Here is a 12,802-nt window from a genome sequence, read left to right as displayed (position 1 = left end):
GATTCGTCGTGTAGCTGTGATCGGTGACTCCACTACCACTCGCGAACGGCTAGCTTTTCACTCCTCGAGGTCCCAGATCGAGTATGGATTCGGACGCGCCGCTACAGCGGACGCCGATCGAGTACTACATGTTCGCCGCGGTGCTGGTCGTGCTCAACATGGTCGTGCTGGTCGCGACCGGCCATCACCTCATGATAGCGATGTCGAGGGGGATGTTCTTCGGGCTCTTTCAGGCGACCATGCTCCTGCTGATCGTCGTTACCCTGCGTCTGGTACTGGGCAGAACGGGACAGTCGGACGACGGTCCGACCGAGTAACGGGGACTCCCCCGGGCGACGGTTCAGGAGTCCGAAGCGACTCCGCCGGCGGGTCCCTGCACGCGAGGCAGTTAACAAGACTTAATGGCCACATGCCGTTACACGTAGGTAATGGCTTTTGAGGACCTGCTCGAGGATCCGGTCATCCAGAAGTACTTGCACGAGCTGGTCGGTCCCAAGGGGATGCCCGTCGCGGCGGCGCCGCCGGACGGGGAAGTGACCGACGAGGAGCTCGCGGAAGAGCTGGATCTCGAGTTGAACGACGTGCGGCGGGCGCTGTTTATCCTGTACGAGAACGATCTCGCGACCTACCGGCGGCTGCGCGACGAGGACTCGGGCTGGCTCACCTACCTCTGGACGTTCGAGTACGACAACATTCCGGAGAACTTAGAGGAGGAGATGTACCGCCTCCACGAGGCCTTAGAAGAACGCCGGGAGTACGAGCGCAACCACGAGTTCTACCTCTGTGAGATCTGCTCGATCCGCTTCGAGTTCGGCGAGGCCATGGACTTCGGCTTCGAGTGTCCCGAGTGTGGCTCGCCGCTGGAATCGATGGACAACGATCGGCTCGTCAACGCGATGGACGACCGCCTCGACGCCCTCGAGGACGAACTCAACCTAGAGGCCTGATGGTCGTACTCGCAACCAAACTATACGTCGAAGGCGATGCCCGCGAGCGGGCACTGGACTCGCTTCGCTCGCTGGTCGCCAACGAGATCGGCGAGCTCGAAGTCGAGTTCGAACTCGGCGTGCGACACGACGACTTCCCCTCGGTCACGATCGAGGGCGAGGACGCCACCGTCGCTCGCAACGCCCTCCGCGAGGAGTTCGGCGAGATCGTCCCCGACTTAGAGCCCGGCGAAACGTACGTCGGCACCCTCGAGTCCTGGGACGACGACGGCTTCGTTCTCGACGCGGGACAGGGCGAGGGCGTGCGGATCCCGACCGACGAACTCGGACTCGGCCCGGGGTCGCCCGAACAGCTCCGCGAACGGTACGGACTGGTACAGCATCTGCCGCTGCGGTTCGTCTACGGCTCGGCGGCCGCCGGCGAGGACAGCGAGGGCGAACCGTCCCGGCTCGCCGACGAAGAACGAGACCGACTCTACGACTGGACCCGCGGCGACGGTCGGCTCAATGTCAACAGCGCCACCCGCGCCGAGGTGCGGGCGACGCTGAACCGCGCCGGCCACGCCCAGGACTACGTCACCGTCGAACGACTGGGGCTCCTCGAACAGAGCGTGATCTGCACCGAAGATACCGACCCGCCGGGACTGCTCGCGAGCGTCGGCGAGTACCTCCCGGCGGAGCTCCGCTGTGTCGTTCCGTAATATGAATCGCCGGCTCGTTCTCGCGGTGATCGCGGTCGGGTTGCTCGTTACCACCGCCGGCTGTTCGGGCGTTTTCGGCGGGATTTCCGACGAGGAACTCGATCGAGACCAAGAGTACGACGACCTGCGGGGCAACGCGTCCGACGCCGATGTCACCATCGACGTCGAGGGCGGAAACATGCTCAGCAGCGGCGAATTCCGCGCCGTGTACGACCTCGACGGCCAGGAGGAGCTCTCGCTCTCCCGGTCGACCGTTTTCAGCGAGCAGGCGCTCGACATCCACAGCGTCCGCTACTGGTACCCCAACGGAACCGAGGTGACGGGGTCGGAACTGGACATCGAGCAGAGCCGCTCGAGCACCGAGGTTCGCGTCCCCGACGAGAACGGAACGCTCGCGTTTTCGGGCGAGGCGGGTCGGAAGACGTTCAGCCTGCCGGCGTACGTCGAGGGCTCCTACGAGGTCCGGCTCCCCGAGGGACACCGGACGACGAACTTCCTCTTCGGCGACGTCAGCCCCAACGGCTACGAGCGGGAGATCGTCGACGACGAGGAGCGACTCTACTGGGAGGAAGTCGAGGACGAAATCTCCGTCCACTACTACCTCAGCCGCGACGTCCCCCTGTTCATCGGACTGATCGGCACCGTCGCGCTCATCGGCGGCGTCGGAATCGCGTACTACTATCGGGAGGTCAAGCGGCTCCGCAAAGAACGCGAGGAGATGGGGCTGAACGTCGATATCGACGACGATTCGAACGACGGCCCGCCGCCGGGCATGGGGTGACCCGGCTCGAGGACCCTGCTATCGGAACGTCGGTTTTGGCGAGCGGCCGCGGAAGATTGTCAGCCGTGAATCGCTCGTTCGTCGAGCCAGAGGACTTCCTCGCCGTCGATCTCGAGCCGTCCCTTGACGTGTGCGGTCCGGGCGCCGGTCGGCGTCGACTCGAGGTCGGTCGTCCGTACGGTTCGCGTGACGTCGACATCGTCGACGAGCCAGCCGACGTACGCGTCATCGGCGTCGGTCAGCCGAAAGACGAGCAGTTTCGGCGTCTCGATCCGGTTGATCGTCCGGGTCGACGAGGTGAACGCCCGGGGGAGGTCGACGACTCGAATGCGGTCGCCGGCGACGGAGACGGTCCCGGCGTTCCACGGATCGTCGGCCGTCGCGACGGACTGATCGTCGCTGACCCCGAGGACGGAGTCGACGGAGGCGGCCCGAACGCAGTAGCGGTCTCTTTGAAGGGTAAACGTCAGTACGAAGACCCGATCGCCGTCACGGTCTCGGTTTACGGACGATGCCATACTGGTCCGGAATTTAACTGTGTGAAAATAAGGATTTCGGTCGAAATCCGAACAACAAACGCGAACCGCGGTTCCGCGTCGTTGGCGGCGAATTCCGGCGATGGGAGTCAACGTTTTAGTGTTGGAATGTGATGCTCGAGCAAGAACATGACCCCGGATCTCTCCGAAAAGCTTCTCGGAATCGATATCGACGACGCCGACGAAAGACGGCAACGCGACGGTAGCGAGACGGACGAGCCGCAGGCGGAACTCGAGCAGTTCGTGGTCTTCGGAGTTGGCGACCACCGGTTCGCGATACCGGTCACGGCGGTACGCACGCTCGCGGAGGTTCCCGACGACTTCACGCGCGTCCCGCGGGCGCCGCCGGCGATCGAGGGGATGGTTGACCTGCGCGGGGATATCACGGCCGTGGTCGATCCGGGAGTTCACTTCCCGACCGTCGAGCGCGAGACCACCGCGGGGCGCGAACGCTTGCTCGTGCTCGACCGGCCGTCCGACCAGCAGTCCGCCGCGGTCCACGTCGACGAGGTGATCGGCGTGGAGGCGGTTCCGGAGGACGAGATCGTCGACGAAACGACCCTCGAGGAGAGCCGACTCGCCGGCGACGCGCTCGACCATCCGCTGGTGGTCGCGCTCTTCGAAACGGAGCGCAAACCCGCCGCGTCCGGTAGGGCCGCCGCCGGCTCCCAGCGGAGCGCGAGCGCAGTCGACGCCGACCGCGGCGCCGGCGGGAGCGCGCTGTCGGCGATGCAGGGGTCGATCTCGGACGGGACCGGCGACGCGGACGGAACCCCGTTCGAACCCGAGTCCGCGGCGGCGGGAGCGACGGACGACGCCGATGAGAGGGACACGAACCGAACGGCGGATTCGGGATCGCCACAGGAAATTGTCATCGAGGCGACCCCAGTGGTCGACGTTGAGCGTCTCCTGTTGGCGTCCGGACAACGGGAATAGGGCGACCGAGCCGGCGTTTCGGGGTCAACGATGTCGCGGCCTGCGTGGCGTCCCCGTCCCGTATATATCACTTATCATGACTGATAATCGGGAGACAGCATTTATGGTAGTTGTATTGTTATCAGCGGTTGGTGTACTACTGAATGTCGACAGGGGTGCTCATCGTGGACGACTCTCATTTTATGCGGAACTTACTGCGCCAGATCTTGGAACAGGATTACCGCATTCTCGGAGAGGCGTCCAACGGCGCCGAAGCAGTCAAACTGTACAAAGAACACGACCCCGATATCGTCATGATGGATATTGTGATGCCCAAGTGTAACGGCATCAAGGCGACCGCGGCGATCAAGAAGATCGATCCGGACGCCCGCGTTATCATGTGTACGAGTGTCGGGCAACGTGAGAAAATGAAACTCGCCGTGAAGGCTGGTGCGGACGGCTACGTCACGAAACCGTTCGAAGAACCCAGCGTCAGAAAGGCCCTCACAGACGTCGCTGCGGCATGACGAGAGTACTCGTTGTCGACGACTCGGGGTTTATGCGGACAGTCATCGGCAACGCGCTTACCGAGGCTGGCTACGAGGTCGAGACGGCCACGAACGGTTCGGAAGCGATCGAAGCGGTGGCGGCGTACGACCCGGACGTCGTCACGATGGACGTCGAAATGCCGAAGCTCGGCGGTATCGATGCCGTCGAGCGAATCATGGCGACGAACCCGACGCTGATTCTCATGCTCAGCGTTCACACTGAGGAGGGGACGGAAGCCACGCTCGACGCGCTCGAGCGCGGCGCCGTCGATTTCCTTCACAAACCCGACGGAGCCGACGGACGAACCGTCACCGACCTTCGCGACGACGTCGTCGCGAAAGTCGACGAACTCGCCGACGCGAACGTCTCGTCGATCGCACTCGCTCGCGCGTCCGCCTCCGCATACGCGACGCGATCCAACCAGGAGGCGGCCGCCGGCCGGGCGGTCGCCGGCTCCGGAAGCGATTCGCAGGGCGGCTCCGGCGGGGGTCCCCGAGCGTCGCCGGACCGTCCGGCGGTCGGGCGCCGCGCCGACACCGGAACCGAGATCGACGACTTCCCGCCGGTCGAACTCGAGGGCGAGTACGCGGCCGATCCGGTCGTCGTCCTCGGTGCCTCGACCGGCGGTCCGAAGATCGTCGAACGGCTGTTCAGCCGGCTGCCGATCGGGCTCGACGCGAAGGTTCTCGTCGTCCAGCACATGCCCGCTGGCTTCACCGAGCGCTTCGCCGACCGACTCGATACGCGCAGCGAGTACGACGTCCGCGAGGCGTCCGACGGCGAATCGATCCACCCCGGCGAGGCGGTGATCGCCCCCGGCGACGCTCACCTCGAGGTCCGCAGTAACGTCAACGGTCGCATTCGCGTCCGACTCGACGACGGCGAGCGGCTTCACGGCGTGCGTCCGGCGATCGACGTGACGATGCAGACCGCGGCCGATCGGGTGACCGATCCGCTCTGTGGCGTCGTGCTGACCGGGATGGGACGAGACGGGGCGGACGGAATCGAAGCGATCCACGCCGCGGGCGGACGAACCATCGCACAGGACGAAGCGACGAGTCCGGTCTTTGGCATCCCCTGTCAGGCGATTCAAACGGGCTGTGTCGACGATATCACGCCCGCCCCCGAACTCGTTGCGGCGATCGTCGACGCGTTCGATACGGACGGTGAGACCGATGACTGACTATCTAACCGACTTCGTTCAGGAGAGCGAAGAACGAATTACGGAACTGAACAACGCGTTGCTCACGTTAGAGCGCGATCCGACCGACGACGAGGCGATGGAGAACATCTTCCGGGTCGCACACACGCTCAAGGGCAACTGTGGCGCGATGGGACTCGAGCCGGCGAGCGATCTCGCCCACGCGATCGAGGATCTGCTCGACGCCGTCCGACAGGGCGGTCTCGAGGTGACGCCCGAACTGATGGACGTCGTCTTCGACGCGGTCGACGAACTCGAGACGATGATCGACGAGGTCGCGGCCGACGGCGAGATCGAGACCGATCCGTCGGCGACGATCGCGGCCCTTCGAGAGCAACTCGAGGACGGCGGCGGTCCCGCCGCGATCACGACGCCGTCGACCGACGAGATCGACGCCGTCACGAAACGGTTCGATCCGCCGGCCGACGACGAACACCGCGCCTACCTGGTTCGGCTCGTAATCGCCGATCGGGACGGCGTCAACAGCGGCAAACTCGTCGTCGACGCGCTGATCGACGCGTTCGATCTGATCGGTACTCAGCCGCCACGAGACGAGATCGAGGCCGGCGAGTACCGCGGCACGTTCGACGCCGTCTTCGGCAGCGCGGTCGGGAAATCCGCGATCACGTCCGGTCTCGAACCGGTCGAGGAGGTCGCCGACTTCGAGCTCGTCGACATCAGCGACCGGTTCGACGCCCGGTCTGACGACTCGGAGGCGGCGACCGAACCGGGCGACGAGATCTCCACGGAAGACGCCGCCGATCTCGAGGTCGACGACCTGCTCGACGAGTTCAACGAGTTCGACAACTTAGACGAGATGGTCGAGGACGTCGACGACGACGAACTCGAGGCCTTCGAGGAGATGGGCGAGGCCGGCTCGTTCGACGATCTCCTCGACGACGACGACCTCGAGGTCGACGGCGAACTCGGCGAGCCGGCAACCGATCCGATCGACGGCGACGCCGATGACGCGGCGTCCGACGCCGACGTGACCGAGCAGGCGACCGGCGACGCATCGGCCGACGCCGAAGCGGACGACGTCGACGACGCCAACGCCGTCTTCAATGAGCTCAAAGACGAGGTCGAGATGGTCGGCTTCGACGAACTGCAGGACGAACTCGAGGAACTCGAGTTCGACGAGTTCGACAACGACGACGAGGTCGATATGGACGAACTCCTCGGCGAGGACGCGGCCGACGACGACACGTTCCTCGCGGGGCCGGAACCGACCGACGACGCCGTCGACGACATCCTGGTCGACGCCGTCGACGAGGACGAACCGGCGACCGACGCGGTAACGGACGACGAACTCGACGAGTTGCTGGCCGACGACGAGGAAGCGCCCGCCGATGCGGTGACCGACGAGGAGGTCGACGACCTGCTGGCTGGCGGCGACGACCCCGCCGACGCGGTGACAGATGACGACCTCGACGATCTGTTCGCGGGCGACGAGGAAGCGTCGGCCGACGCGGCGACGGACGATGACTTCGACGATCTGTTCGCGGACGACGACGCTGCTGACGAGCCGACGGACGACGAGGAACGCACGGCAGTCGAGCCGTCCGAACCCGATTCGGCGTCCGCCGACGAGATCGTTGCGGAAGCGACGAGCGAGCCGGAATCGGCCGCCGACGTGGAGACCGAACCCGTGCTCGAGGACGACGCAGACGTCGACGAGCCGGTGACGGGCGACGCCGACGTCGAAGCGGCCGCAGAAACGGAGCCGGCCACGGAAACAGCGTCAGCCGTCGAACCGGAGTCGCCCGCGGTCGATACGGAGACTCAGACCGACGTGGTCGACGACGATCTCGAGTCATCGACGGTCGCGGAAAGCGATCCCGTCGGTACGGAGGAAGACGCGGCCCTGCAAGACGAGGACGAACCCGCGGTCGACGACCCGTCGACGCTGCTGGAGTCGGACGACGCGATCGAAGCAGCGTCGGAACCGGGAGACGACAGCGACGCGCTCGAGGTCGAGTCAGAGACCGACTCGACCGACCTCGAGACGACCGATACAGCCGCCGAAGCCGACAGCAGGGACGGCGAGTCCATCGAAGCAGGCACCGAACTCAAAGATCCGACCGACGACGGAGACGAGACGCTCGACGACGACGCCACCGCGGTCGGCTCCGGTTCCGACGGACAGACCGCGGACGACGCCGAGAGCGAGTTCGACGACGGCCTCGAGACGAGTTTCGAGGACGAGTTCGATTCGCCGGCGTCGGCCGACGACTCGAGCGACGACCCGTTCGCCGCCGGCGAGGACGATCCGTTCGCGGACGACTCGTTCGCGGACGACTCGTTCGCGGACGACTCGTTCGCGGACGAGGATCCGTTCGCCACTGATACGACGGACGACTCCTTCGGAGACGCCGACGCGTTCGCGGACGACGATTCGTTCGCGGACGACTCGTTCGATACCGAGTTCGAGTCGTCGGACGACGGATTCGACGACGTGACCGCCGACGCCGACGCGGAGTCGGTCGACGACTTCGACGAGACGTTCGGTGACGAGGGCGGCGAGACGTCGACCGACGCGAGCGCGGAAACGCCGTCGTTCGACGACGCCGCCGGGGCCGACGCGAGCGACGAATCGGCCGAGGAGGTCGTCCGTCGGATCGAGGAACCGACCCTCGAGAACCCCGATCTGACGGTTCCGGAGTCGACGGACCGACCGGACGCCGACCAGCAAACCGACGAGATCCAGTCGGTCAGGGTCGACATCGAACAGATCGACTCGCTGCTGACGCTCGTCGAGGGGCTGGTCACGAGCCGCGTTCGGCTCCGCCACACCGCGACCGAAAGCGAGGCGACCGATGCGCTCGAGGCGGAACTCGACGACCTGGAGGACCTGACGACGGACCTCCAGGAGACGGTGATGGACATCCGGCTGGTCCCCTTGCAGACGGTCGCGAACCGACTGCCGCGGGTCGTCCGCGACATTGCACGCGATCAGGACAAGGAGGTCACCTTCGAAATCACCGGCGAGGACGTCGAACTCGACCGCAGTATCCTCGATCGGATCGGCGACCCGCTGATCCACCTGGTTCGCAACGCCGTCGACCACGGGATCGAACCACCGGAGGAACGGGAGGCGGCCGACAAACCCCGAGAGGGGTCCGTCGAGGTCCACGCCGACCGCTCTCGCGACCGAGTGCAGATCACCGTCGAGGACGACGGGAACGGCCTCGATCCGGACCGACTTCGCGACGAAGCCGTCGAGGCCGGCGTCCACACCGCGGACGAGGTTGCCGAACTGTCCGACGACGAGGCGTACGACCTCATCTTCCACCCCGGTCTCTCGACGGCCGACGAGGTGACCGACGTCAGCGGCCGCGGCGTCGGCATGGACGTCGTCAAGCGGACGATCGAGGACCTCGACGGAACTGTCTCGATCGACAGCGAGGCCGGCGAGGGGACGACCGTGACGATGACGCTCCCGGTGTCGGTCGCCATCGACGACATCCTGTTCATCGAGAGCGGCGGCGAGGAGTTCGGAGTGCCGACGAAGGCCGTCCAGGACATCGAACCGGCCGCCACTCTCGAGACCGTCGACGGACAGCGGGTCCTCACCGACGGCGACGACACCTACTCCGTCATCGAACTCGACGACGTCCTCGAGACGCCGCGAGCCGGCGCCAACGGAGACGGAATGGTCGTGCGGATCCGCGACGACGTCCGGTCGGTCGCCATTCACTGTGACCACGTGTACGGTCAACAGGAAGTCGTCGTCAAGCCCTTCGAGGGGTTCATGAGCGATATTCCTGGACTCAGCGGAGCGACGGTTCGAGGACGGGGGGAAGTGGTCAACATCCTAGACGTAACAACACTATGACAACGAACGACTACCCATATCCACGGAGGTACCGATGACGCTAATGGTCGATATTCGAAAGCTGAGTTTCATCAACGAAATGGCGAAGGTCGGCACGAACGGCGTCGCCGACAACATGAGCAAGCTCACCGGTGAGGACGCGCAGATGGAGGTGACGAAGACGAACTTCATCGACGTCGACGACATCGAGTCCCAGCTGGACTCGGGCAAGCGAGTCGGCGTTCGTGTCCGGCTGCTCGATCCGCCACACGGCCACATCCTCATCCTCTTCCCCGAGGCCAGCGCCAAGAAGATCACGGCAATCATGCTCCGGGACGTCGTCGACGACATGTCCGACGTCTCGGGCAAGATGGCCAGAAGCGCCGTCGAGGAGATGGGCAACATGATGGCCAGCGGCTTTATCGACGGCTGGGCCGACGTGCTCGGGCGTGCGATCGACATCGCCGCACCGCAGCTCGTCTACGCGCCGACGGGAGATATCGTCACCCGGACCGCCGGTCTCGGCGGCGACGATCTCGCACTGTTCTTCGACTCGGACCTGACCGTTCCGAGCTATCAGATCGAAGCTGAAATCTACGCCTTCCCCGACTTAGAGGAATTCGTCGAAATGGTCAACGGCATCGAAGTCCAGCACGCATGAAACTCGACGTCAACGCACTCGGAACCTTCTACCGAATGGCCCGAGAGGGCGCCGGACTCGCCGCAGGCCGGCTGACCCACATGACCGGGGTCGAAACGCAGGTCGGCGTCACGAAACTCAACTTCATGCGCGGCCGCGAGATCCAGCGGGATTTCGAGGATTCGACGGAGAAAGTCGGCGTGCGAGTCAAGCTCACCGGCGCCATCGAGGGCTACTCGATGATCGTTTTCGAACGCGAGAACGCGTTCCGGATCGTCGAGACGCTGCTCGCCGAATCCGACGACGCCGAAATCGACGTCGAAGGCGGCGAATTCGACGAAATGACGCGCAGCGCCGCGACCGAGGTGGGCCACATCATGAACAGCGGGTTCATCGACGGCTGGGCCGACGTCCTCGAGACGGTTATCGACGTCTCGACCCCCGAGTTCGTCCAGGGGGCGACGGCGGAACCCTTCTTCGGGGAGATCAACGAGGCGCCCGACGACGACGACCTCGCCTTGCTCTTCCAGAGCCGGATCGAGACCGTCGGCACCGAAGTCGGCTTCAGCCACTACCTCTTCCCGAAACGGGAGTCGATGTCCGCGCTGCTCGACCGACTGCGGACCAGCGGCGGCATCGAGTACGACAAACTCGACGGCTTCGACCGCATGGCCGAGCGCGGCGCCGAGGAGGTCGCCAAAACGGCGACGACGCTGACCGGCATCGACACCAGCGTCGAGATCCGCCGGCTGAACTTCGTCTCGCTCGAGGCGATTCCCGAGCAGGTGGCCGACCAGAAACTCGTGGGCGTCGCCTTCGAGTTCGACGGCATGCCCAGCGGCTATCTGCTCTTCCTGTTCGACGAGGAGTCGGCCCACGAGATCGTCGACGCGATGGTCCCGATGGAGGTCGACGAGGACGGCTTCGGCGAGATGGGCACCAGCGCGATCAAGGAGCTGGGCAACATCATGGCCAGCGGCTTTTTAGACGGCTGGGCGAACGTCCTCGACACGACGATCGACCACTCGACGCCGGAGTTCATCCACGACATGGGCGCCGCCGCCGTCGACCCCGTGATCATCCAGCTCGGAGAGAACCAGGAGTTCGCGTTCGTCTTCGACACGGTCGTCGTCGCCGACGGTCGGGAGTTCGACTGTGAAGTGTACGCGATCCCGGACGAAGCCGACCTCGAACGTGCACTGAACAACTTAGACGTCGATCGGATCGAAGAGACGCCGACGACGGCCGAATTCCAGGAAGTCAACAACTCATGAAGACGTACGGAACAGAACCGGGCGCGCCGACGCCGGTCCAGGTCGGGATCTCCGAACTGGTCGTCAGCGACGGCGACGATACGCTCAAATCCTACGGGCTGGGCTCGTGTCTCGCGATCGCCCTCTACGATCCCGGCAGCGACATCGGCGGGCTGGCCCACATCATGCTCCCCGACGGCGACGCCGCCGACAACAGCGACCGGAAACCCGGCAAGTACGCCGACACCGCGATCCGGGCGCTGTTGCGACGGATGGTCGAGCAAGGTGCAAGCTACACCACCGTTAAGGCCAAGATCGCCGGCGGCAGCGACATGTTCGAGTTCGAGAGCTTCGGTGACGGCGTCGGCCAGCGCAACATCGCCGCCGCCAAGGAGGAACTCGAGAAACTCGGCGTGCCGCTGCTCGCCGAGGACATCGGCGGCGAGTACGGCCGGACCGTCGAATTCACGCCCGGAACGGGGACGCTCGTCGTCAAAACGGCCGACGAAAGCGCCGAGAACGGACGGGTGGAGCTATGAGCGACGCCGCGTTCGACGAACTCCTCGAGTTCGTCGAGGACGAACTCGCCTTCGCGACGAGCCACTACAACGACAGCTACCTCGATCGGCGCGTCTCCTCGCGAATGCGCCGGACCCAGTCCGAGACGTACGCGACGTACCTCGAGACGCTCCGGAACGATCCCGAGGAGCAGACGGCGCTGCTCGAGGCGATGAGCATCAACGTCACCGGGTTCTTCCGCAATCCCGACGTCTGGGACGGAATCCGAGAGGTCCTACAGCGCCTGACCGCAACGAACGAGACCGTCCGCGTCTGGAGCGCCGCTTGCGCCGACGGGCGAGAACCCTACTCCGTGTCGATGCTCGCCCACGACGACCCCGAAATAGATGAGTCGTCGGTCTCGATCCTCGGCACCGACATCAGCGAACCCGCGCTCGAGACGGCCCGGTCGGGCGTCTACGAGGAATCACGAACCGTCGATTTCGCCGATCAGCTGGGCTATCTCGACGACTACGACGCGTACGTCGAGCGCGACGACCGGATCTTCCGGATCGCTCCCGCTGTCAAACGAAACGTCACGTTCGAGCGTCACGATCTGATCAACGACAGTCCCAAGACCGGATTCGATCTGGTCATCTGCCGGAACCTGTTTATCTACATCGACAACGAGTACAAGCAGTCGATGCTGGCGACGATCGCCCAGTCGCTTCGACAACAGGGGTATCTCGTTATCGGGAAGGCCGAGACGATCCCTCCGAACCTCAAATCCGCGTTCACCGTCCGTGACGCTCGGCTTCGCATCTACCACCGAGACACGCTGGAAACGACCTCGCTGACCGGCGAGAAGCCGACGTCGAAGTAGACCAGAGTCGATAGCTGCGTACGAATCGCGGTCCGCCTTCTGTGACATACGGCGACGCTTACGTATCGGGGCCGCGAAGGCGGA

13 protein-coding genes are annotated in these 12,802 nt (G+C 64.8%); 12 read left to right on the top strand and 1 reads right to left on the bottom strand.

Annotation, left to right across the window (positions count from 1 at the left end; translation table 11 throughout):
* The first annotated feature begins 83 nt into the window (after positions 1-83).
* The 4 genes from HTUR_RS04780 to HTUR_RS04765 all read left to right on the top strand — a co-directional run bounded on the left by HTUR_RS04780 (position 84) and on the right by HTUR_RS04765 (position 2,429).
* Positions 84-317: a hypothetical protein gene (locus tag HTUR_RS04780; RefSeq protein WP_012942171.1), complete on the top strand. Its 234-nt coding sequence runs from the start codon at positions 84-86 to the stop codon at positions 315-317.
* A gap of 111 nt (positions 318-428) precedes the next feature.
* A complete protein-coding gene (gene tfe / locus HTUR_RS04775; RefSeq protein WP_012942170.1) occupies positions 429-947 on the top strand; it encodes a transcription factor E in 519 nt (172 codons plus the stop codon).
* Complete coding sequence (locus HTUR_RS04770) at positions 947-1,648, top strand: DUF2110 family protein (protein WP_012942169.1); 702 nt, start codon at positions 947-949, stop codon at positions 1,646-1,648. Before tfe ends, HTUR_RS04770 begins: the two co-directional genes overlap by 1 nt.
* Before the next feature lies 1 nt (position 1,649).
* Complete coding sequence (locus HTUR_RS04765; protein WP_012942168.1) at positions 1,650-2,429, top strand: DUF5803 family protein; 780 nt, start codon at positions 1,650-1,652, stop codon at positions 2,427-2,429.
* A 59-nt stretch (positions 2,430-2,488) separates the two neighbouring features.
* On the opposite strand, the gene HTUR_RS04760 is transcribed toward HTUR_RS04765, so the two are convergent.
* Positions 2,489-2,947 (bottom strand): chemotaxis protein CheW, encoded by a 459-nt coding sequence (locus tag HTUR_RS04760; protein WP_012942167.1) that lies wholly within the window; start codon positions 2,945-2,947, stop codon positions 2,489-2,491.
* A gap of 147 nt (positions 2,948-3,094) precedes the next feature.
* On the opposite strand from HTUR_RS04760, the gene HTUR_RS04755 reads away from it, so the two are divergent.
* The 8 genes from HTUR_RS04755 (at position 3,095) to HTUR_RS04720 (ending at position 12,718) form a co-directional block, all read left to right on the top strand.
* The gene (locus HTUR_RS04755) at positions 3,095-3,901 is read left to right on the top strand and encodes a chemotaxis protein CheW (RefSeq protein WP_012942166.1); all 807 of its coding nucleotides are present in this window, start codon (positions 3,095-3,097) and stop codon (positions 3,899-3,901) included.
* A 143-nt stretch (positions 3,902-4,044) separates the two neighbouring features.
* Positions 4,045-4,407 (top strand): chemotaxis protein CheY, encoded by a 363-nt coding sequence (gene cheY / locus HTUR_RS04750; RefSeq protein WP_008896351.1) that lies wholly within the window; start codon positions 4,045-4,047, stop codon positions 4,405-4,407.
* A complete protein-coding gene (cheB, locus tag HTUR_RS04745) occupies positions 4,404-5,612 on the top strand; it encodes a chemotaxis-specific protein-glutamate methyltransferase CheB (RefSeq protein WP_012942165.1) in 1,209 nt (402 codons plus the stop codon). Before cheY ends, cheB begins: the two co-directional genes overlap by 4 nt.
* Entirely contained in the window at positions 5,605-9,465 is a 3,861-nt protein-coding gene (locus tag HTUR_RS04740; RefSeq protein WP_012942164.1) for a chemotaxis protein CheA, read from the top strand. The genes cheB and HTUR_RS04740 overlap by 8 nt, the downstream gene beginning before the upstream one ends.
* A 34-nt stretch (positions 9,466-9,499) precedes the next feature.
* Positions 9,500-10,105, top strand: coding sequence for a chemotaxis protein CheC (locus tag HTUR_RS04735; protein ID WP_012942163.1), 606 nt, complete (start codon positions 9,500-9,502; stop codon positions 10,103-10,105).
* A complete protein-coding gene (locus tag HTUR_RS04730) occupies positions 10,102-11,358 on the top strand; it encodes a chemotaxis protein CheC (protein WP_012942162.1) in 1,257 nt (418 codons plus the stop codon). Before HTUR_RS04735 ends, HTUR_RS04730 begins: the two co-directional genes overlap by 4 nt.
* The gene (locus HTUR_RS04725) at positions 11,355-11,876 is read left to right on the top strand and encodes a chemotaxis protein CheD (RefSeq protein ID WP_012942161.1); all 522 of its coding nucleotides are present in this window, start codon (positions 11,355-11,357) and stop codon (positions 11,874-11,876) included. The genes HTUR_RS04730 and HTUR_RS04725 overlap by 4 nt, the downstream gene beginning before the upstream one ends.
* Positions 11,873-12,718, top strand: a complete 846-nt coding sequence (locus HTUR_RS04720; protein ID WP_012942160.1) for a CheR family methyltransferase — start codon at positions 11,873-11,875, stop codon at positions 12,716-12,718. The genes HTUR_RS04725 and HTUR_RS04720 overlap by 4 nt, the downstream gene beginning before the upstream one ends.
* The last annotated feature ends 84 nt before the right edge of the window (positions 12,719-12,802 follow it).

The sequence above is a fragment of the Haloterrigena turkmenica DSM 5511 genome, from assembly GCF_000025325.1.
GTDB lineage: Archaea > Halobacteriota > Halobacteria > Halobacteriales > Natrialbaceae > Haloterrigena > Haloterrigena turkmenica.
Note: the sequence above shows the minus strand (reverse complement) of the source record. Positions and strands in the feature narration are given on the sequence as shown.

Coding starts and splice junctions, on each gene's coding strand:
- HTUR_RS04725 (WP_012942161.1), top strand. CDS start 11,355: ATGAAGACGTACGGAACAGAACCGGGCGCGCCGACGCCGGTCCAGGTC.
- HTUR_RS04735 (WP_012942163.1), top strand. CDS start 9,500: ATGACGCTAATGGTCGATATTCGAAAGCTGAGTTTCATCAACGAAATG.
- HTUR_RS04760 (WP_012942167.1), bottom strand. CDS start 2,947: ATGGCATCGTCCGTAAACCGAGACCGTGACGGCGATCGGGTCTTCGTA.
- HTUR_RS04770 (WP_012942169.1), top strand. CDS start 947: ATGGTCGTACTCGCAACCAAACTATACGTCGAAGGCGATGCCCGCGAG.
- cheB (WP_012942165.1), top strand. CDS start 4,404: ATGACGAGAGTACTCGTTGTCGACGACTCGGGGTTTATGCGGACAGTC.
- HTUR_RS04755 (WP_012942166.1), top strand. CDS start 3,095: ATGACCCCGGATCTCTCCGAAAAGCTTCTCGGAATCGATATCGACGAC.
- cheY (WP_008896351.1), top strand. CDS start 4,045: ATGTCGACAGGGGTGCTCATCGTGGACGACTCTCATTTTATGCGGAAC.
- HTUR_RS04765 (WP_012942168.1), top strand. CDS start 1,650: ATGAATCGCCGGCTCGTTCTCGCGGTGATCGCGGTCGGGTTGCTCGTT.
- HTUR_RS04720 (WP_012942160.1), top strand. CDS start 11,873: ATGAGCGACGCCGCGTTCGACGAACTCCTCGAGTTCGTCGAGGACGAA.
- HTUR_RS04740 (WP_012942164.1), top strand. CDS start 5,605: ATGACTGACTATCTAACCGACTTCGTTCAGGAGAGCGAAGAACGAATT.
- HTUR_RS04730 (WP_012942162.1), top strand. CDS start 10,102: ATGAAACTCGACGTCAACGCACTCGGAACCTTCTACCGAATGGCCCGA.
- HTUR_RS04780 (WP_012942171.1), top strand. CDS start 84: ATGGATTCGGACGCGCCGCTACAGCGGACGCCGATCGAGTACTACATG.
- tfe (WP_012942170.1), top strand. CDS start 429: ATGGCTTTTGAGGACCTGCTCGAGGATCCGGTCATCCAGAAGTACTTG.